Annotated in this window: 21 protein-coding genes and 1 pseudogene; 14 read left to right on the forward strand and 8 right to left on the reverse strand. The window is 42.4% G+C overall.

Annotation, left to right across the window (positions count from 1 at the left end):
- Window positions 1-335: 335 nt before the first annotated feature.
- From XPG1_RS03695 to XPG1_RS03725, 8 genes are all read left to right on the forward strand, one after another.
- A complete protein-coding gene (locus tag XPG1_RS03695) occupies window positions 336-1,508 on the forward strand; it encodes a phage tail sheath protein (protein WP_045957882.1) in 1,173 nt (390 codons plus the stop codon).
- 11 nt (window positions 1,509-1,519) lie between these two features.
- Window positions 1,520-2,038, forward strand: a complete 519-nt coding sequence (locus XPG1_RS03700) for a phage major tail tube protein (RefSeq protein ID WP_045957883.1) — start codon at window positions 1,520-1,522, stop codon at window positions 2,036-2,038.
- 106 nt (window positions 2,039-2,144) lie between these two features.
- Window positions 2,145-2,462 carry a phage tail assembly protein gene (locus XPG1_RS03705; protein WP_045957884.1) on the forward strand — a complete coding sequence of 106 codons (318 nt, stop codon included), beginning with the start codon at window positions 2,145-2,147 and terminating at the stop codon, window positions 2,460-2,462.
- 14 nt (window positions 2,463-2,476) lie between these two features.
- The gene (locus tag XPG1_RS17360; RefSeq protein WP_071825311.1) at window positions 2,477-2,596 is read left to right on the forward strand and encodes a GpE family phage tail protein; all 120 of its coding nucleotides are present in this window, start codon (window positions 2,477-2,479) and stop codon (window positions 2,594-2,596) included.
- Complete coding sequence (locus XPG1_RS03710; protein WP_045957885.1) at window positions 2,589-5,318, forward strand: phage tail tape measure protein; 2,730 nt, start codon at window positions 2,589-2,591, stop codon at window positions 5,316-5,318. The genes XPG1_RS17360 and XPG1_RS03710 overlap by 8 nt, the downstream gene beginning before the upstream one ends.
- On the forward strand, window positions 5,315-5,821 hold the full coding sequence (locus XPG1_RS03715) for a phage tail protein (protein ID WP_045957886.1): 507 nt from the start codon (window positions 5,315-5,317) through the stop codon (window positions 5,819-5,821). The genes XPG1_RS03710 and XPG1_RS03715 overlap by 4 nt, the downstream gene beginning before the upstream one ends.
- Window positions 5,818-7,275, forward strand: coding sequence for a phage late control D family protein (locus XPG1_RS03720; protein ID WP_045957887.1), 1,458 nt, complete (start codon window positions 5,818-5,820; stop codon window positions 7,273-7,275). The genes XPG1_RS03715 and XPG1_RS03720 overlap by 4 nt, the downstream gene beginning before the upstream one ends.
- A 100-nt stretch (window positions 7,276-7,375) precedes the next feature.
- Window positions 7,376-7,612, forward strand: coding sequence for an ogr/Delta-like zinc finger family protein (locus XPG1_RS03725; RefSeq protein ID WP_045957888.1), 237 nt, complete (start codon window positions 7,376-7,378; stop codon window positions 7,610-7,612).
- 140 nt (window positions 7,613-7,752) lie between these two features.
- On the opposite strand, the gene XPG1_RS03730 is transcribed toward XPG1_RS03725, so the two are convergent.
- Window positions 7,753-7,977, reverse strand: coding sequence for an HP1242/YdcH family protein (locus XPG1_RS03730; protein ID WP_045957889.1), 225 nt, complete (start codon window positions 7,975-7,977; stop codon window positions 7,753-7,755).
- Between the two features lie 268 nt (window positions 7,978-8,245).
- Here XPG1_RS03730 and eco point away from each other — a divergent pair, with 268 nt between their 5' ends.
- Window positions 8,246-8,722 carry a serine protease inhibitor ecotin gene (eco, locus tag XPG1_RS03735; RefSeq protein ID WP_045957890.1) on the forward strand — a complete coding sequence of 159 codons (477 nt, stop codon included), beginning with the start codon at window positions 8,246-8,248 and terminating at the stop codon, window positions 8,720-8,722.
- 179 nt (window positions 8,723-8,901) lie between these two features.
- Here the strand turns inward: eco and XPG1_RS03740 are convergent, their stop codons facing one another.
- The 4 genes and pseudogenes from XPG1_RS03740 to XPG1_RS18270 form a co-directional block, all read right to left on the reverse strand.
- Complete coding sequence (locus tag XPG1_RS03740) at window positions 8,902-9,765, reverse strand: hypothetical protein (RefSeq protein ID WP_052708235.1); 864 nt, start codon at window positions 9,763-9,765, stop codon at window positions 8,902-8,904.
- 21 nt (window positions 9,766-9,786) lie between these two features.
- On the reverse strand, window positions 9,787-10,830 hold the full coding sequence (locus tag XPG1_RS03745) for a hypothetical protein (RefSeq protein WP_162197113.1): 1,044 nt from the start codon (window positions 10,828-10,830) through the stop codon (window positions 9,787-9,789).
- A 221-nt stretch (window positions 10,831-11,051) separates the two neighbouring features.
- Entirely contained in the window at window positions 11,052-11,225 is a 174-nt protein-coding gene (locus XPG1_RS18265) for a hypothetical protein (RefSeq protein ID WP_157879433.1), read from the reverse strand.
- Between the two features lie 322 nt (window positions 11,226-11,547).
- Window positions 11,548-11,634, reverse strand: a pseudogene (locus XPG1_RS18270) (IS1595 family transposase); the annotation flags it as partial.
- Window positions 11,635-11,801: 167 nt separating this feature from the next.
- Between XPG1_RS18270 and aqpZ the strand changes: the two are divergent.
- The 4 genes from aqpZ to XPG1_RS03765 all read left to right on the forward strand — a co-directional run bounded on the left by aqpZ (window position 11,802) and on the right by XPG1_RS03765 (window position 16,349).
- Window positions 11,802-12,509: an aquaporin Z gene (aqpZ, locus tag XPG1_RS03750; protein ID WP_045957892.1), complete on the forward strand. Its 708-nt coding sequence runs from the start codon at window positions 11,802-11,804 to the stop codon at window positions 12,507-12,509.
- A gap of 564 nt (window positions 12,510-13,073) precedes the next feature.
- Window positions 13,074-14,111 (forward strand): L-tyrosine isonitrile synthase, encoded by a 1,038-nt coding sequence (pvcA, locus tag XPG1_RS03755; RefSeq protein ID WP_084717263.1) that lies wholly within the window; start codon window positions 13,074-13,076, stop codon window positions 14,109-14,111.
- 34 nt (window positions 14,112-14,145) lie between these two features.
- Entirely contained in the window at window positions 14,146-15,018 is an 873-nt protein-coding gene (gene pvcB, locus XPG1_RS03760) for a tyrosine isonitrile desaturase/decarboxylase (RefSeq protein WP_045957893.1), read from the forward strand.
- 47 nt (window positions 15,019-15,065) lie between these two features.
- Complete coding sequence (locus tag XPG1_RS03765) at window positions 15,066-16,349, forward strand: glycosyltransferase (protein WP_045957894.1); 1,284 nt, start codon at window positions 15,066-15,068, stop codon at window positions 16,347-16,349.
- Between the two features lie 101 nt (window positions 16,350-16,450).
- On the opposite strand, the gene XPG1_RS03770 is transcribed toward XPG1_RS03765, so the two are convergent.
- Window positions 16,451-17,092: a YceI family protein gene (locus tag XPG1_RS03770; protein ID WP_071825313.1), complete on the reverse strand. Its 642-nt coding sequence runs from the start codon at window positions 17,090-17,092 to the stop codon at window positions 16,451-16,453.
- An 18-nt stretch (window positions 17,093-17,110) separates the two neighbouring features.
- Complete coding sequence (locus XPG1_RS03775; RefSeq protein ID WP_045957895.1) at window positions 17,111-17,671, reverse strand: cytochrome b; 561 nt, start codon at window positions 17,669-17,671, stop codon at window positions 17,111-17,113.
- 507 nt (window positions 17,672-18,178) lie between these two features.
- Between XPG1_RS03775 and XPG1_RS03780 the strand changes: the two genes are divergently transcribed.
- Window positions 18,179-18,811: a glutathione S-transferase family protein gene (locus XPG1_RS03780; RefSeq protein ID WP_045957896.1), complete on the forward strand. Its 633-nt coding sequence runs from the start codon at window positions 18,179-18,181 to the stop codon at window positions 18,809-18,811.
- Between the two features lie 250 nt (window positions 18,812-19,061).
- On the opposite strand, the gene XPG1_RS03785 is transcribed toward XPG1_RS03780, so the two are convergent.
- Complete coding sequence (locus tag XPG1_RS03785; RefSeq protein WP_045957897.1) at window positions 19,062-20,948, reverse strand: propionate--CoA ligase; 1,887 nt, start codon at window positions 20,946-20,948, stop codon at window positions 19,062-19,064.
- Window positions 20,949-21,041: the final 93 nt, after the last annotated feature.

A 21,041-nucleotide genomic window follows, 5' to 3' on the forward strand; every position in this document is an offset into this window, starting at 1 on the left:
ATGATAAATGCCAAAAATAGGTTATTTTCACCTATGAAAAAATAACAAAAAGTTAAAATCACACTGAATAATACCGATAAGAATAAACGTTGAACTGCTTTGGGGTTGATAAATAATCAACGTGAGGATGTTATTTGATAAGACAGGGTGCGCTAACTAAACTCTCTCTTTTCCCCCAACACAAGCCAAAATGAAGAAAATTCCATTTCAATACATTGATTATTAATAAAAATATAAAACCACCTTTGTACCTTCTGCCACACATCCCCAAGCAAATGATTTCCCCTGACTAATCCGTCAATATATCGGCACACCTTAACAGGAGAACCGCTAATATGGCACAAGATTATCATCACGGCGTCCGTGTACAGGAAATCAATGAAGGTACGCGCACCATCACTACTGTTAGCACGGCTATCGTAGGTATGGTTGGTACTGCTCCTGACGCAGACGAAAAAACATTTCCATTAAACACTCCAGTTCTGATCACTGACGTTATGAGCGCCAGTGGTAAGGCCGGGAAAAAAGGGACGCTGTCCGCATCACTGAAAGCAATCGCAGCTCAGGCTCAGCCGGTGACGGTTGTTGTCCGTGTGGCTGAGGGCGAATTGGAAGAAGAAACCATTTCTAACCTCATCGGTGGTGTCACCAATGAAGGTAAGAAAACCGGTATGCAGGCACTGCTAGCAGCGCAAAGCCAACTCGGTGTTAAGCCGCGTATTTTGGCTATTCCCGGTCTGGATTCAAAGCCTGTCGCTGTTGAACTGGCAAGCATTGCTCAGAAACTGAAAGCAATGGCTTATGTCAGCGCTTATGGCTGCAAAAACATTTCTGAAGTGATCAAGTATCGTGACAACTTCAATCAGCGTGAGCTGATGCTGATTTGGCCGGATTTCCTGAGTTGGGATACCGTGACCAGTAGCGAAGATATCGCTTTTGCAACTGCTCGTGCTCTGGGTCTGCGCGCTAAGATCGACGAAGAGACAGGTTGGCACAAAACGCTGTCCAACGTGGGCGTCAATGGTGTGACGGGTCTGTCTGCCGATGTGTTCTGGGATCTGCAAGATACCGCGACTGACGCTGATCTGCTGAACAAAAGTGGTGTCACTACATTGATCCGCAAAAATGGTTTCCGTTTCTGGGGTTCACGCACTTGTGCTGATGATCCACTGTTCCAGTTTGAAAGCTACACCCGTACCGCTCAGGTTTTGGCTGACACCATGGCGGAATCACATATGTGGGCTATCGATAAGCCGCTGACGCCATCACTGGTGCGCGACATTATCGAAGGGATCAATGCTAAGTTTCGCGAACTGAAAGCCGGTGGTTACATCATTGATGGTCGTTGCTGGTATGACGACAAGTCTAATGATAAGGACACCCTGAAAGCCGGCAAACTGACCATCGATTATGACTATACACCTGTACCACCACTGGAAAACATGATGTTACGCCAGCGCATTACAGATAGTTATCTGATGGATTTCGCGAAAAGTATCAATCAATAAGGGGCTAACTGATGGCATTACCTCGCAAACTTAAGTACCTGAATTTGTTCAATGATGGCAACAATTATCAGGGGATCGTGGAAGAACTGACGCTTCCTAAGTTAAGCCGCAAATTGGAAGCTTATCGTGGTGCGGGCATGAACGGCAGTGCCATGGTGGATATGGGGCTGGATGAAGGTGCATTGGATGCTGAATTCACGCTGGGCGGTGTCGAGGCTCAACTGTACAAACAGTGGGGTATCGCACAAGCGGATGGCGTTATGTTGCGCTTTGCCGGCTCTTTCGTGCGCGAAGACACTGGCGATGTGGTTGCCGTTGAAGTTGTGATGCGTGGCCGCTTCCAGGAGTTCGATCACGGTACTTATAAACAAGGTGATAACACTCAAACCAAAATCACGGCCAAAAACACTTATTTCAAACTGACATGGGATGGCGAAGAACTGATTGAAATCGACACCATCAATATGGTTGAGAAAGTGGGGGGCTTCGATCGTCTGGCGCAGCATCGCCGCGCTATCGGTCTTTTTTAATCGCTTTTTTTAGTCATTTGCTTTTTTAAAACTTATTTCCTGTCTCATGAGAGAAAAAAACATCGCGGTTGAGACAGGTTTTTCATCGGATAAACAAGGTTGAACCATGACAGAAACACTGAACACGCAAAATGACGATCTGCGCACTATTGAACTGGAAGCACCATTGACGCGGGCTAACGGCGAAATCACAGAAGTGGTGGTACGCAAACCGAATAGTGGCGCATTGCGCGGTGCACGTTTACAGGCACTGCTGGAAATGGATGTGGATTCTATGCTGCTTGTCCTGCCGCGTGTGACCACGCCTGCATTGACCAAAAATGACCTGATAATGATGTCACCTGGTGATCTGATTAATCTCAGTGTGGAGGTGGTCAATTTTTTGTTGCCGAAGTCGGTCAAGTCCGATTCCCAGAACGATTAACGGTTGATGAATTGGTGGCCGATATCGCCACCGTTTTTCACTGGTCACCGACAGTAACTGATGAAATGTTATTGTCGGAATTATTGGACTGGCGGCATCGAGCCATTTTAAGAAGTGGTGCAGAAAATGAGTAATATACAGTCGCAGCTAGATAAGGTACTGAGTACCGTTAGTAAACTGACTAATTCCCTTAAATCTTTTCAACAGCATCAAAAGAAGCTGGTAGGTTCGGTTGATAAACTTCATAACCAGTGCAAAAAATTCAATAAAACCGTTGAGAGTTTAAGGCCGATTGTGAGTTATGCGCAGGAAACTGCGCATATACGCACCGATCTGAAAGCTTATAATCAATCAATTAAACAATCTTTCTCTGCGCGGCAAAATACATCAAAAGTAATGCAGGTGAGTGCCGCTAGTCAATCAACCCATCTTGTTAAAACAACTCGGATTACCAAACAGGAAAATTCATCCAGTAAACAAAATGAATTTAATCTTGGCATCACAGGGAACATGACTAACAATTTTTCATTGTTAGATAAATTGGTGATTAATATCAATCCTAAGATAACGATCTTATTTGGCATTCTGAATAAAATTAATGCAGTTTTGCAATTAACGACGGGTTCAGTCAAAGTCGTATTTCAGATGCTGGTTGGTCATATCCAAATTTTCAGTAGTATAGGCATAAAAGCGTTTGCATCTCTAAGGGGCAGTTTAAATATATTTTCACAACTAGGTGTTCAGGCATTTGTTGAATTAAGGGCGAATCTAAGCTTCTTTTCTCAATTAGGGATTCAGGTGTTTGCTGCATTAAGCGCTGGTCTAAACTTTTTTGCCCAACTGGGCGTGCTGGCATTTGTTGAGTTAAGAACCAGTTTGAACTTTTTTGCACAAATAGGCATTCAGGCAATAGACAAATTAAAATCCACCCTGGACGCATTTGTCCAGTTGGGTGTGCAGGCTTTGAATAAGCTAACATCCCCTCTGGATACCTTTGCTCGGTTGGGTACGGAGGTGGTGGACAAATTAAAATCCACCCTGGATGCATTTGTGCAGTTGGGGGTTCAAGCGCTGAATAAGCTGACGTCCCCTCTGGATACCTTTGCCCGGTTGGGTACGGAGGTGGTGGACAAATTAAAATCCACCCTGGATGCATTTGTGCAGTTGGGGGTTCAAGCGCTGAATAAGCTGACGTCCCCTTTGGATACCTTTGCCCGGTTGGGTACGGAGGTGGTGGACAAATTAAAATCCACCCTGGATGCATTTGTGCAGTTGGGTGTGCAGGCGCTGAATAAGTTAACATCCCCTTTGGAGGTCTTTGCCCGGTTGGGTACGGAGGCGGTGGACAAATTAAAATCCACCCTGGATGCATTTGTGCAGTTGGGTGTTAAGGCGCTGAATAAACTCACTGCGCCTTTGGATGTCTTTACGAAAATTGGCGCTCAGGCCTTAGAAGATTTAAGAGCCAATATAAATAAATTTGCGAAAATAGGTATTCAGGCACTGGAAAATTTAAACATGGGTTTGAAGGCATTCGCGCAGTTAGGCACTAAAGCGTTAGAAGTACTCAGCGCGGCCATGGAATTTTTTGGTAAAACCGGAGGTCAGGTTTTTGGCTCAATGAATAAAGGGGCTGATTTATTATCCAGTAAAGGAGGTAAAGATACATTTGGAAACCAAAGAAAGGGTTTAAGCATATTAGGGAATATTGGCCAAAAAGTTTTTGGTGTGTTGGGTCGTGGAATTAATATTCTGGCCAGTGTTGGTGTAAAAAGTTTATCTTTTTTAAGCAGTGCTTTTAGTGTATTAGGTCGGGCAATGATATTTGTTGGCCGGGCTATGATGGCAAATCCAATTCTTGCCATTATGGGTATTATCGCAATGGCTGCTGTGTATATCTGGCAGAATTGGGAATCATTAGGGCCAAAATTTACTGCTTTGTGGGAAAATGTTAAAAATATCTTTAGTCATGCATGGGAAGGAATTAAAAACCTTGCCAGTACGGCATGGGAAGGTCTTAAAAATTATTTCATGAGTGGCGGCTTAATCGGTGTTATATCCCAAAACTGGGAGATGATTAAACAAAGTGCCTCAGAAGTCTGGGAAATGATTAAAACGACCATCAGTGGTGCCTGGGAATCTGTTAAACAGAATACCGCTGAAATTTGGGAGAGTGTTAAAAAATCTGTTTCAGACCGATGGGATGAAATTGTTAATGATGTTGAAGCGATTCCAGAAAAATTAAAAGCGGCTGGATCAGCCATGATCGACAGTTTATTAACGGGGATCCAAGAAAAATGGACAGCGTTAAAAAATAATATTTCCGCTATTACTGACCTTTTCACATCGTGGTGGTCAGGTAATGATAAAAAAGAAGTTGTTATAAAAACATCATCGGAAATCACCAAAAGCGCAACCAGTGAAAAAACGAAGCAGATTGGGCTATACGATACAGGCGGTGTTATTTCAGCTGGAGAATTTGGCATTGTCGGTGAGCGTGGTCCTGAAATGGTGAGTGGCTCGGCAAATATTATCAGTCGGAAAAATACGGCGAAATATGCTGCTCTGGGGGTTGCTGTCAGTGCAATGTCTTTACCTGTTGCGGCACAAGATGTACCACTGCATCCGCAAAGTTTACCTATTCACACCTATGAGGCGGTTCAAGCTAAGAGGGAACGCAGCTTACCACCACAATATGGTAGCGCGCCGCAATATAACATTTATGTCTACGGTGCCCAAGGGCAATCCGCTCAGGATATTGCTCGTGTGGTCAGACAGGAACTGGAACAACGAGAACGTATGCACCAGGCGCGTATGCGTAGCTCACTTTCTGACAGAGGAGATGATTTCTCATGATGGCTGCACTTGGTTTATTTGTTTTTATGTTGAAAACAACGCCATATCAGACTTTTCAGTATAAACAGAGTTGGCGACATGCTTTCAACAGCCGTGTGGGCGCGCGGCCTGCATGGCAATTTATTGGTTCGGATAACGATACGATCACGCTATCAGGTGAGCTTTACCCTGAACTGACGGGCGGATCGCTTTCCCTGACAGTACTGACATTCATGGCGGACAGTGGCAAAGCGTGGTCTTTTATTGATGGTCGGGGGATGATTTATGGCATGTTCGTGATCGAAAGCATTGATGAGACAAAGACGGAATTTATGTCAGGTGGTGCTGCCCGAAAAATCAGTTTTACGCTGACCTTGCGGCGGGTTGATAACAATCTGTTTGAAATGTTAGGAGATTTGCAGACGCAACTTTCTGATATTAAAAACGATTTGCCTAATTGGTCGAAGAAACTTTCTGATTTCAAAGAGGAGGTTGTTGATAGCGTCAAAGGAGTATTTTCATGAGCGATTTTGAAAAATGGCTACCGAGCACGGATTGGATTCCCCAATTTGACTTGGTGACTGGAAAAAACAGTCAACCCACTTTTAGTTTGGAAATCAATAATACGGATATCAGTGGAAAGATCCAAGCACGGTTGATGTCGTTAACGCTGACGGATAATCGTGGTCTGGAATCAGACCAACTTGATATTGAATTGAATGATGCAGATGGCATGCTGAAATTACCTCTCAGAGGCGATATTCTCACATTGGGACTGGGGTGGCATGGCCACTCCTTAACGCCAAAGGGAACGTTTGTTGTTGATGAAATCGAGCACACTGGCGCGCCCGATCGGTTGACGATTCGTGCTCGAAGTGCGGATTTTCGTGGTGATCTGAATGTGAAACGCGAGATCTCCTACCATAAACAGACGCTAGAAAACATTGTGAGTACGGTTGCTGCGAGAAATAAATTGCAATTTAAAATCAGTGATGAACTGAAAAATATCACTATGCACATCGATCAGACGAATGAATCTGATGTGAGCTTCCTGACTCGTATCGCAAAGCAGGAAGGGGCAGTGGTGTCTGTCAAAAATGGTGAGTTGTTGTTTATTCGGCAAGGACAAAATAAAACGGCGAGTGGTCAGGCTATTCAACGGGTGACGATCACGCGTGAATCAGGGGATAGCCATCGGTTTTCCCTGTCTGATCGTGAAGCTTATACGGGGGTTGTTGCTCAGTGGCAGGATACGCGCACCGCGACTAAACAGACAGTTAAATTGAGTCGGGTTGAATCAAAGAGCGGAGAAGCTGAAATTGTCGTTGAATATCACAGTGGCGAAAAAAAATCCTTAGGCAAGGATGTTCCTCAAAAAAGTTCGCGTTCTTCTCCGAATCCAAACGTGAAAGCGCCAGCCACGAAAAAAACGTTTTTACTCTTTAAAAAGGAAAAAGATCAAAAAAATGAGCCGGCTCGTGGTGTGAACCTGGCTAAGCCGGTAAAGACCGATTACCTTGAAAAAGGGCAAAAGGAACGTGAACGAAAAAACGACCATAACGGACATATTGATATCAAGGGAAGCCTGTCTGCTAAAGAACACAAGGAGACCACGACTGAATCTCACCAAACGACAACGGCACAGCAAGAATCTGGCCATTACCTGGCAGGATCGCAGGAGAATGTTCTGACGCTTTCCCGCATTTATGCTAACAAGGAAAATGCGGAACGTGCCGCCAAAGCTGCCTGGGAAACAATACAGCGAGGGGCTGCACAATTCTCGATCACCCTGGCGAAAGGACGTGCTGACATTTATCCTGAAACACCCATTCAGTTAAAGGGGTTTAAACCGGAGATTGATGGAACGAATTGGACGATAGTTAAAGTGACGCATAACCTGAATGACAGTGGTTTCACGACATCACTGGATCTTGAAATTAAAATTGATGATATCGAAATCAAAACTAATGCGGGTTAGACCAAAATGGAGAGCTAAAATAAATGCTTGATCTCAATATGAGATCTTTGGTATATTGTTCACCAGACGAGATGGTGTTATTTTAAGAAAGGTGAACAATATGATTAAGTGTCCTCTGTGTGGTCAGTCAGCGCATACGCGTAGTAGTTTTGAGCATTCAAGCCAAACAAAGGAGCGCTATAACCAATGTCAGAATATCAATTGCGGCGCAACGTTCGTCAGCCATGAAACCTTTGTCCGTTTCATTTCAAAGCCGGGTGAAGTCCAGAATGTTACGCCTCATCCAAAGGCAAAAAGCAAGAGACAACTTCGCCAGAAAGCGGCTGCGGCACAATAAATAACGAAAAACAGTGCGCCGGTTTTTGCCACCGTTATGGTGGCTTTTTTGTGGGTGTGACATTGAATGGAGTTCTCTTATCGAGAACTTTATTGACGCCTACTTGTCAATAAAGTAAGCGTCAACAGCATTTAATGAGGTTATTTATGGGTCAGCGTTTCTTCCTGCAAAATCCGTTGCATTTCATCTTTGATGTGTAGTTTTTCTTTTTTCAGGCGTACAACTTTATCGCTATAACCGGCTCCGTTTGGGCCTTCAAGCTGAGCGATTTCGTGGTCGAGCCGACTATGTTTTTCAAACAGGGATTGGAAACGGGGGTGAGATGCTTTCAGGTTGGATACTAAATCACGATATTCTGGGAACATGAAACCTCCTATACGAAATTTACTACCACACTTAATGAGTGTAGCAGTTCATTGTAATGTCAGATTTGAGAGATATCACATAAAAAATAACTGGTAATACCTGTTTTTAATACGGTTAATTAATAAAATTGAATATTTATTGTCAGTAGTTTTCTTTAATCTTATTCAATGATGATAAAAATCAGTACGTTGTCAAAAAAACATAATTTACCTCAGTGTTTTTATTGTTAATATTCAGTCTCCTTTTAAACTTATTCCGAGGTGATATATGAAAAAATATTTATTTCCTTTAGCCGCGTTAATGGTATCGACATCGGTTTTTGCAGATAAAAAAATTGAAGATATAGCCCCTTATCCTGAGGCACCTGCGGATATGGCGCTTAACGTTATTACGTTGCCTCAACAAAAAGATGAAAACAACTACCTGGTTGAATTGATGATTGGCAAGGACATGAAAGTGGATTGTAACCACCACTGGTTTGGCGGTGATTTGCAGACAAAAACGCTGGAAGGGTGGGGATATGACTATCATGTACTAGAGAATATCAGTGGCCCGGCCTCAACAAAAATGGCCTGTCCGGGACAACAGGAAACAGTCCGTTTTGTTCAGGTTCAATTAGGGAAAGAAGCGCTGGTTCGCTATAACAGTAAATTACCGATTGTGGTCTATACACCAACATCGATGACCGTCAAATACCGTATTTGGCAGGCGTCGGATGAGGTAAAGGAAGCTGTCGTTCAATAATTGATTGATTAAGCCAATCAACAACCTGAGTTTTTGTATTAAGCTCAGGTTGTTCTATTTAATCCCGTCAATGGTCAATTTTTATATGTGATCTTAACAAACAAATAAATATAATTAATAGTGCGTTACTGGCATATGCCAGTAACGCACTAACTTAAAATAACAGTATTTCTATTTATTTAATGCAGCTTAAGTTGATCATTCTCGTTATAAACGAAAGTTATATTACCATCTGGTGACGAAGGAAATGTCATTTTTACAATAGGTATTATTTTACCTGTAGATTGATAAAAATCTTTTTGATCATGTTGAGCATCTTTTAATCCATCATTTTGATAGAAAAAAGCTTCTATAGGGAGTTTATTTGGAATATTTTGATCCCAAACAGCTATAGCTAATTCGTTATTTAATGGTAACTTAATAAGTGAACTAACTTTGAGACCTTCCATAAATATTTTTGCACTATTGTCACCTGTCACATCGAAACCGCATTGAACACTACGATTGCTATTATTAACATTCACATAATTATAAACCCATTGTTCTGCTGTCGTAATATTCTGTTGTTGACATGATCCCAAATCTGGATATCCCGTAGGCGAACCACATCCTTTATTATTTCTAGCGTCTGTACCCCCATCAATAGGAAAGTAACAAAGGATTGCAGGATTTATTTTTTCAGAATCATCAATGAGTTTAATATAAGGAGTGAAAATATAACCGTTGTGGTGATTAACTTCTAATTCAGCTATTCTAATATCAGATCTCAGATAAGAAAATGAAACGCTTCCTTTTCTTTCAGAAGTTGGGCTTGGATTCCATGAATGATAAGCATTGGATGCAACAGTTCCTCTGATTAATATTCCAGAACACAAAAATATTGGAAGCCCATCATCCCCACAGGATACTTGATTATCAAAATATCTTTTGGTTAATTCTTGTGCAATGTTATCTCCAGTATTTGAATGAGCGTTATTGATAAAAAATAACAGGCACACCATAATTTTAAGTGTAAAACTTATTTTTTTTATAAATATGTTCATAATTTATTTTTATCCTAAAAATTATAAAGTTTGTTTTAATATTCTGGAAAAGTCGTATCTGACGCCTGGGTTCATACTTCCTACTGCATAGTCAATCAACACCGTTGAACCTCGGTTTTCGTTTACCCAATCTTCTGGAAGTTTTACACCCATTTGTTGTGGGTCATCTACAGGTTTATAATTGGATTGTGTTTGAGACTTTCCAATCGCCCTTATGTCTACCGAATCAGGTGGCGACATGCCATCATATTTAATCATTACGTGAATAGTGCCATCTCCCCGATAAAAAAGTTTTGGTGCAGGTAAATTAAGTCTTTGCTTTTCAATTTCTAAAAAGAAAGTTTTTGATTCTCCAAAATAAACAGGATTGTTTTGGTCAGTAACTTTAAACCAAATTTGTATTGTACTACCAATACCGTCAAGAAAATTCATTCGAGGAATATAAAATGTCAAGGGGCTAATTTTATTTACTTGTTGAGGATCTGTTGAATATTGAGGTAAATATGAGTCTTTTGGACCTTGCCATAAAACCTGGACAGTTTGACCTATTCGCATATTATTATATATAGGGACAATTATTTCTAATTGTTCTAATCTATAATAATCATCTTTTGTTAATAGAGTGCCTTTATTACCGGTAGCTTGAGGAACACTAACAGTTTCATGATGAGTTTCATGATGAGTTTCAGATTGTTTATCAGAATTAATTGTAGTCATTTCCGCTGTTTCAGATGTGTTTTCACTACCTGATAATAAGTTTGTTACAGTGTAATACCCGTTATAAGTAGTATTTTCTGAAAAATTTTCTATAGAAAAAAGGACGGAAGTATAAGTGTCTTGGTTTTTAATAATTACTTTAGGGGATGAAGTGATAATATTACCACTAGAAGTATCTTTTAAATAACCCACAATCTTAATATTACCGCCTTCACCGATGTAATTCGGAATTAACATTAGTATATATGAAGCTTCTTGATCTTTTTGAGCTTGTATATCGATCTTTCCATCTACTGCTTGTGGGTATGACGGAGATTTTAATGAATTATTGTTTGTCGTTGTCATCATAATTCCTATTTATATTAAATGAAGTTAAATTTGTTTAAACTATAAGACTGTCCTAGATAAATAAAATCATCCAGGGCAGACAGCCCTTAAACTATTATTAATAGTCTTTGAGTGTTCAATTAACAGTTCGAATAATCAAAATCCTTTTCACCCTTCTCCAGGTAAAACTGTATCTATGTATGCTTGCCATTTTTTACTAAACTACCCAGAATTTTCAGTTCCTATGTAATAATCAATATATAGAATGGTTGCGCCACCTCCCTCTGTAATTTATCTGCAGTTAATTTTAGATTTTGTCCACCAATAAAAACTGATTTATCCGAAAATTGTGTACCATCCTCTGTTGATATTACTATACTTTGTGTTGGTGCTGGTGAATTTTGTTGAGTTTCCATAGTTAAATATCCTCGTTATTATTATTGATATATTGACTTATGATATAAAGGCATTGATATTAAAGATCAATCCATAAAAATTATTAATCATCTAATAAAAATAAGAATTATGAAAATTGGTTTGAATTTGCTTTGAAGCATATGTTGCTGTATTGTTTCAATTTTATTAATTTTGTAAGTTCCTCTTTTAAAGAGATAAAAGGTTATTTAAAAATATTAGGCACAGGAGTCCTAAATATTGTTGAAAGAAAAAATACACTTTTTATCGGTAATTTAGTCGATAAAAATAGTACGCTGCTGTGTTCCTGTGAACGCTAACTCACTCTGCGGCAATAGGTGCGGTAGAGCTTGTGATAAAGCACTCCAGAAGCCGTTCTTGTTTGTACTTACTGAGTCTACTTTTTCTCATAGAACTATCCTAAATGACCTTAGCTATCTAGGACAGCCTATTGATATTAATGATATTCACCTCTTCTTCATCTTCTGTCCGCAGTGCCTTGCCAGTTTTAAAAAATACTAACTACACTTTTTGGGGATGATTTTGCATTTATGCAAATATTATTGAGGAATTGTAGAATGTTTAAAAAATTATTGGCAGAGCTTTTTGGTACGTTTTGGTTGGTCTTCGGTGGTTGTGGTAGCGCTGTTTTAGCCGCGGCATTTCCACAACTGGGGATTGGTTTTTTGGGGGTATCTCTGGCTTTTGGTTTAACGGTGGTCACGATGGCTTATGCGGTGGGGCATATTTCAGGCGGGCATTTTAATCCGGCGGTCACATTGGGGTTATTTGTGGGCGGTCGTGTCCCTGCTAAAGATGTCATTCCATATATCATTGCCCAAGTGATCGGTGGCATTGCGGCAGCCGCCGTGCTTTATCTTATTGCCAGTGGCCACAGTGGGTTTGATGCAACGACAAGTGGTTTCGCTTCTAATGGTTATGGTGAACATTCTCCCGGTGGTTTTTCATTACAAGCGGCCATCATCATTGAAATAGTCTTAACGGCATTTTTTCTGATTGTCATTCTTGGGGCAACAGATAAAAATGCGCCGGCAGGCTTTGCCCCCTTGGCTATCGGTTTAGCGCTGGCACTTATTCATTTAATTAGCATTCCGGTAACCAATACCTCAGTTAACCCGGCAAGAAGTACCGCCGTTGCTCTTTTTCAGGGCACCTGGGCTTTGGATCAGCTTTGGTTATTCTGGTTGATGCCATTGATAGGCGGGGGTATCGGTGGGTTAATTTATCGCTCGCTATTACAGAAAAAAGATTCATCCATTAACTGACATTCTCTTCATGTTAAAAAGCCATGCCGCGGCATGGCTTTTTTCCTGCAATAAATTATATCTAATAATTAAATGGTATAGCTTTGTGAAATAATATTAATCTCACGACGTGGTATTGATGTGTTTTTTAAATGCGATCAAAAAAACTGAATGATTTTTTTAAAAAAATTAATTTTCATATGGAATTATCGTGGTGTATGTTTGTATGCAGGGATTATATTGTTATATAACACGTGTAATAAAATAAAATGATAAGGCTTTAATATATTTATATTTGGGTTTGGTTGTATATTATGAATTCCTTCGTTAGTTTTTTTGAGATCTTTATTCTTTATATGTTCAAGAGCATGTGAGCTAATACTTGATATATTCAATAAATTTCAGTTTGTGGTAGGTCAGTAAAGGAATTAACGCTCAGGAAAATAGTTTATTTGGTAACTAAATGGAGTTATGTCAATCCGCTAGGTAACAAGCTGAAAGAGAACGGATATATATGGCAATATTCATTTATTGCCAATGGCATTAATTAGCTTCGATGTAAAAGTAATAAATTAGGAATAAATTATGGAACGTTTTGACGTAGAAAAAGTCTCTAACAAAATTCTCAATGAATTATTGCAATACCGGCGTCGTTTCCCTGAATCTGAACATTCGCTTCAATATGAAGAGGAAAAGGTTTCAGCGGTTCAACTGCCGCGTATTCATGCCTTTGTGCAACAAGGGAAACCCGTTGAATGTATTTTACCTGCCTTTCCGACAAAATCGCCAAATCCAAGAAAAGTATTGGGCAAAATGCCAGATATGGCAGAAAAATTATCACTGATCTTTTTAAACTCTCTTTGTCAACGTATTCAGCTTTATTATCCCCCGGGCGCAAATATTGTTATTTGTTCTGATGGCCATGTCTTTAGTGATCTGATTCATGTCGATGATGAAACCATTACCCATTATCAATTGGAAATTGAAAAACTGTTACAGGAGCTGGGGGCAACGCATCTTTCCGTTTTTAATCTGGGTAACGTTGAATCACTGACGCAATATACCAGTGATTACGATCAACTGCGTGAATTATTGGTCAGCCGTTATGCGTCTTCCATTGAAGCGATTAAGGAAACGCTCAAAGAAAGCGAAGAGGGAGTGCAATTATATCGGGCGATTACTCGTTTCCTGTATGAAGATAGCTTATTACCGGAATACACCGGTTCAAAAAATGCGTTACAAAAAGATGCTCGTCAGCGCGCGGTCGGGGTTATCCAGCGTAGTTGGGCGTGGGGAAATTTGCTGGCAGAGCAGTTTCCATTAGCGATCCGTCTTTCTATTCATCCACAGGCGGTGGACAGTATCAAAATCGGTATTCATATGATGCCGACCAGAGATGATTGGTTGACGCCGTGGCACGGTGTGGCCGCTAACGTTAATGGTCAGTTTGTATTGATGAAAAGTGATGAAGTGAAAAAGATGAATGGAAAACTAATCGAAATTCGGGGCGTGCCAAGTCATTACTTAATTGAAAAACGCGTTGAAGACCCATTAGCGGAAGAGACACGGTCTGTAGACAACCCGCAAACAGAATTTCAGGCAACGACAATACAAGCAGAATAACGAAATCAATACTGCATTTTTGAGGGAAGAAATCATGAATAAAGATGAACTTGATTGCCATATTGAGTTGGTTAAGCCTTTCGGGGTATTGATTACCCCTCGTTACCCTGATCAGGCGATTACCTCGCTGTCAGTCGATGCGTTACGCGAATTGGCGCGAACCCATCTGTTAGTGGTATTACGTGGCTTTAGTTCGGGTTTTACGGATAAAGCGATCTTGACGGAATATGCTCGCCGTTGGGGAGACATCATGATGTGGCCATTCGGTGCTGTATTGGATGTCATGGAACAGCCGGATCCCACTGATCATGTGCTGGACAGTGGTCACTTACCGTTACATTGGGATGGCATGTACAAAGAGACAATCCCTGAATTTCAAATATTCCACTGTGTTGCGGCACCAGAAGCGGCACAAGGAGGGCGTACTACGTTTGTCAATACAGAACAACTGATTGCGGATGCCAGTGATGAAGAGCGCAATACATGGAAAAATACCCTGATTACCTATCACACAAGTCGGGTGACACATTATGGCGGCGAAGTTGTCTCACCGCTGGTTTGCCTCCATCCAGGCGGTAAAAAGTGGGTCATGCGTTATAACGAGCCGATGGGGAAAGAAGAGGTGAAGTATGCTGATCACCACGCTTTGAACATCGCAGGGATCTCACGGGAAGAGCAACACGCCTTTGAGGGAGCGCTGTATCACCGATTGTATGATCCGCGTTATCTCTACGCCCATCAATGGCAATCTGGTGACATTGCAATTTGTGATAACTTCACTTTATTGCATGGACGTGAAGCGTTTATTTCCCGCGCACCTCGTCATATTCAGCGGGTTCATATTCATGGTGTACCGGTGTGTCAGAATCACCATTTTCGCCCGATTTTCGTTCCGGATTCAGTGTAAATCGCCTTTGCAATATCGATTTTAATGGGTTTAAAGGAGTGTAATGGATGTCTCGTATTGTTTTGGCTGCGATTGCAACCCCAGGTCATGTGTTGCCAATGCTGACGATTGCCGAGCACTTAATCGGGCAGGGGCATGATGTCACCCTGTTCAGTGGTGCTTTGTTTCGGTCGCAAACGGAAGCGTTAGGTGCAACGTTTATTCCTTTTGATAAGTCATTGGATATTGATTACCGTTTTCTGGAAAAATCGGTACCCGAACGGGGAGAACTCCCACCGGGAAATGCTCAGATGGCCTTATCGTTAAGACGGTTTTTTGCAGCGCCTATTCCCGGATTATCAAGGCAATTAATGCAAGTGATTGAAGAGAAGCAAGCGGATCTGCTGATTATCGATAATACCTTTTATGCAGCGCTGCCATTATTGCAGAAACCCGTTGAAGAACGTATTCCTGTTATTGCTATTGGTGTGACGCCGCTGCCCTGGTCATCAAAGGATGCCATATTCTGGGGGCCTCGGATCCCACCTGAATTATTGCCTGCTGATTTAACACGTGAGCAATTAGTGGATGACGCGACGCTGCAATTAATCGAACAGGTCAGAGAGGCGTTCAATCAGTCACTTGCGGCGGTGGGGGGGCAACCACTGACCGGCGACCACAATGATGTTTTGATGAGTGGTGTTGAACGCTATTTGCAACTGGCAACACCAGCATTTGAATTTCCCCGTGATGATTTACCTGAAACCGTGTCGTTTATCGGTTCATTGCCAGTGAAGGTGGAAGAGGATAAAACGCAAATCAGTTGGCCGGATGAGCGCTTGCCATTGATCCTGGTGACACAGGGAACACTGGCGAATGTTGATTTTAGCCAATTGATATTGCCGGCATTGCGTGCATTGGCCGATTTACCCGTTCGGGTATTGGCGATTACCGGCGGCCGCGCGATTGATGTTCTGGGCGATGTAATCCCGGAAAACGCCCGTGTCGTCGAATATCTCAATTTTGAACACTGGCTTCCTCGCGCCGCCATTTTTATGACAAATGGGGGTTATGGTTCACTGAATTCGGCCATTCGTCATGGCGTACCTTTGGTGGTCGCGGGCACCGGAGATGGTAAACTGGAAGCTGTCGCTCGTGTTATCTGGTCGCGGTGTGGTATCAGCCTGCAAACGGATACACCGAATGAACAGCAATTATGTCAGGCGGTGACAAGGTTATTATCTTCTCCGGCATGGCAGCAGCAGTCACATATCGTGAAGGCGGATTACGATGCGCACAATGCGTTGGCTTCAATCACGCGTCATGTGAATGAATTGGTAAGAAAGCAATAAAGCGAGCAGATGATGAAAATAAAACGCGGCATGTTGGTGCCGCATTATTTTGCTCAAAAGACGTGCATTAAGTGAATAGGAAACCGTTATCAGATGGGATATCAGGCTTTTTCACGGACGCCTTCAACCGAAATAATCAGCTCGACTTCCTGAGATTTTGGCCCTAAATCGCTTTTAATCTTAAAATCTTTCAATTTGATTTTTCCATTGGCCTCAAAACCGGCTCGATATCCCCCCCAGGGATCTTTACCTTCCCCCATCAATTTTGCCTCTAACGTGATGGATTGGGTGACACCGTTTAATGTAAGATCACCGGTGATGGTATACTTTTCGCCTGTTTTTTTGACTTCGGTTGAAGTGAATTTAGCCTCTGGATATTGTGTTGTATTCAAAAAATCGGCGCTGCGTAGGTGCTTGTCACGTTCAGCATGGTTGGTGTCAATACTGTTTGTTTTAATCGTGACCTGAACGTTATCTTTGCTGGTATCCTGGGCATCGAAGGTGAAGTCACCCTCAAATTTATTGAAGCTTCCGTAAAGCCAACTCATTCCCAAATGCTGGATACGAAATTCAATAAAGGCGTGTTGACCAGCGGTATCGATTTTATAGTTAGCGGCTATGGCTGAGCTCGTCCCCATCAATAAAATGCTGGTGGTCAGGCTGATGATGGATTTCTTAAGCCACTTTTTTTTAAAGTTAGTCTTTTCAGAAACGTTTTGTCCGAACAGCGTTTTTTCAAACATAAATTGATTCTCCAGAAATTATTTTATATCAGGGTTGAAACCAAACATTCTTTTCAGGGTGCTATCACGGTCGATAAAATGGTGTTTTAATGCGGCAAGGCCATGCAACAGAGAGAACACCACGGCAAGCCAGGCAAGGTAAAGATGGATAACGCCGGCTGTATCCGCTTGAACCCCTTGTCCGGTTAAGATTGCGGGAACGTCAAACCAACCAAAAACCTGGATGGGATCCCCCTCCGCAGTGGAAATCAGGTAGCCGCTGGCTAAGATGCCGAATAAAACGAAATACAGTGTGAAATGCGCCAGTTTTGCGCTGATACGTGTCAATTGGCTGTAATTCGCCAGGGGTTTTGGGGGTGGGGAAATAAACCGCCATAGCAGACGGATCACCATGACGATAAAAATGCATACGCCGAGGCTCTTATGCAGCGCCGGTGCACGATGATACCAGGTATCATAATAGCTTAATGTCACCATCCATAACCCAAGCGCAAACATCCCGTAAACGGCAAGGGCAACGACCCAATGCAGTAAAATAGCAATATGACCAAAGCGTGTGGGTGTATTTTTTAATAGCATACTGTTTCCTTCCGGCAGCCCGAATGTCATCGACGTTAATGAAGAAGTCAGGGATAGTATAGTAGTTAAAAATTCAGTTTTATTTTTATCAATCTCAAACAAATATTTTGTTTAAGAGTGTCAAATTTTATCAATAATAAAGTGGCATGGTGATGTTTTGGACAGAATAAAGCCTGTCAGACGTTTCGTTATATTCTTTGTGGTTCTTTTTTATAACTGATAATTGCGGATTTATTTTTTATGAGCTGAATGAATTTTGTATTTTTAATTTTAAGGGGTGTTTGTATTTTTTCAGGTGAATTAATTAACCATCGTGAATAAAATCATTGGTGATTATCTCATATTGATATGTTCCTGTTTTACGGCTTGCTTTTTTATTTTTTATTATGGAATACTTGGCTGTCTTTTATGTTGTTATATTGTTTATTGCTATCGTGTTTACCACGAGAACATGGATCATTTATCCATTGATCCCCCATTCATTGAATCATGACAGAGAAAAATACGATGTACACATTGTGGATAGCCAATAAAAATTATTCTTCCTGGTCATTGCGTCCGTGGATTTTGCTCAAGGCGCTGGATATTCCTTTTAACGAACAGCAGTGTTATTTTGAGAATAACAAAAGTAGTTATGAAAAATTCAAAGCTTTTTCGCCTACCGGGCTGGTTCCTTGCCTGATTGATGGAAAAACAACCGTTTGGGATTCGTTGGCTATTGTGGAATATCTGGCTGAAGAATATGCACAAGTCTGGCCGTCAGAGAAAACAGCGAGAGCATGGGCGAGGAGTGCGGCGGCGGAAATGCACGCGGGTTTTATGACATTGCGTCAGACTTGTCCAATGAACTGTGCTGTGCGGAAGGAATTGGATGAAATGACACCGGCATTGCAGCATGATATTGCGCGAATCGATGCCCTTTGGACAGAAGGATTAACTCAGTTTGGTGGTGAATGGTTGGCGGGTGATAAATTCACGGCGGTTGATGCGTTTTATGCTCCGGTGGTTTTCCGAGCTCAAACCTATGGGTTGAAATTTTCTGCGCTGAGTCAGGGGTGGATTGATCGTATGTTAAAACATCCTGCGATGGTGGAATGGCTGGCATCTGCAATAACAGAACCTGAGATCGTCCATGAGTGACATTATTTCGAGTTTCGAGATCCCGCACTGATACTTGGCAGTGGTTAAACGTTGACCGGGTAAAAAAAGAAGCTCCGTGTTGGGACGGAGCTGAATGGGTAAAAGTAGCTGGGAAAATGTAGTACATGTGAAGAGTAACGCAATGACATTAAATAGGGGTTAAACAAAAGCGTGATTGTGTAAAAAAATTTCCGGTGGAGAGGCGTCAGTTAATCCAGAGCATAAGGGCTAATGCAGGGCGACCTGAACGTTATTGGGAAACGGCCTTTTTAATGACGTCCAATGAAGCCGGATTTTCAATCAGTGCGATGTCACTCGGTTCGCGTCCTTCACAAATTGCCTGCATCGTTCGACGCAACATTTTTCCTGAACGGGTTTTGGGCAATTGGCTGACAAAATAGATCCGTGCCGGCCGTCCAACACTGCCGATTTTTTTATCCACCAATGCCATGAGTGCTGTTTCCAATGCCGCGAAATGGTCAGCATTTTGGATTTCCCGTCCTGCTTTGAGCACCGCAAACGCAATGGCGGCCTGCCCCTTAATCTCATCTTTAACACCAATGACAGCAACCTCTGCCACATCTTCATGGCTGGTTATGCACTCTTCGATTTCTCGGGTACCCAGGCGGTGGCCGGAAACGTTAATGACATCGTCTGAGCGCCCCAAAATAAAATAGTAACCGTCGCTGTCGCGGAGTCCCCAGTCAAATGTCGAATAGACCAGTTGGTCAGTGTGTTTCCAGTAAGTGTTGATAAAACGGGGATCATCGCCATAAATCGTCTGGATACAGCCTGGAGGTAATGGGCCTTTAATCACCAGCATGCCTTTTTCATTCGCGCCGCATTCCTGTCCGGTTATTTCGTTGATCAGTTTGACGTTAAAACCATACATAGGAAACCCGGTACTACCAAAACGACCTGGCCGGTTATCCAAACGCCGTGCGATTGCCATAATTGGCCAGCCTGTTTCCGTTTGCCAGTAATTATCAATCACCGGGACATGAATGGCTTCCGTGATCCAACGGGCGGTATGCTCATCAAGCGGCTCTCCCGCTAAATAGAGCGTTTCGAGCGATGAAATATCATATTGGGCGATGCAATCTGTCGGGTATTTTTTCAGGACGCGAATTGCGGTAGGGGCTGAAAACATCCTGGTCACCCGGTATTTTTCGACAATCTGCCACCAAATGCCAGCATCCGGGCGTATCGGAAGCCCTTCATACATCACCGTTGCCATGCCAGCAATCAGTGGCGCATAAACAATATAAGAGTGTCCGACCACCCAACCAATATCCGACGTACAAAAGAAAACGCTGCCCGCTTTACCACCAAAAATCACGTCCATTGATGTTGCCAGCGCCACAGCATAACCACCGACATCACGCTGAACGCCTTTCGGGGTGCCGGTCGTCCCGGAGGTATAAAGCACACAGGAGGTTTCATTGGATTCCAGCCATGTCACGGGCACTTTCGCATTAAGATACTTTTGCCGTAATGTGGCAAAATTCACATCTCTGCCATCTACCCAATGAATGTCAGACAGCCCGCGATCGACCATCAATACATGGCGTGGCGTGTGCTTAGCCAGTGCAATGGCTTCATCCAGCAAAGGTTTATAGGGGATAATTCTACCACCCCGTGAACCCGCATCCGCAGAAACGACTAAAACGGGTTCGGCATTATCTAACCGGGTGGCGAGACTGTGGGAAGCGAAACCGCCGAAGACCACGGAATGAATTGCACCAATACGGGCACAGGCCAGTAAAATAAACAGCGCTTCGGCCACCATCGGCATATAAATCACCACGCGATCGCCTTTTTTCACGCCGAGAGACAACAAAATAGCGGCCGCACTATTCACTTCCTGATGTAATTGTCGATAAGTGAAAACTTGTTCGCGATGGGTTTCAGTCGAAATGGTAATGAGTGCTTTCGCGTCAGGTTGACTTTCCAGCCAGCGATCCAGGGCGTTATAACAGAGATTGGTTTTTCCGCCACAAAACCAACGGGCAAACGGGGGATGGCTATAATCCAACGCGTGTTCAAAAGGTTGCTGCCAGTATATTCGTTTGGACTGTTCGGCCCAAAAAGCATTGGGATCGTCAATCGAATGCTGATAGAAATGTTGGAATGACATAATCTCTCCTGGCACATGTCAGTGCAGGGCGGCGCCGAGAGCCAGCGCCGCCGATCACCATGTCTGTTATCTCCCAAGTTGCAATTTTATGAG

Origin of the sequence: Xenorhabdus poinarii G6, assembly GCF_000968175.1 — a bacterium.
GTDB classification, from domain to species: Bacteria; Pseudomonadota; Gammaproteobacteria; order Enterobacterales; family Enterobacteriaceae; genus Xenorhabdus; species Xenorhabdus poinarii.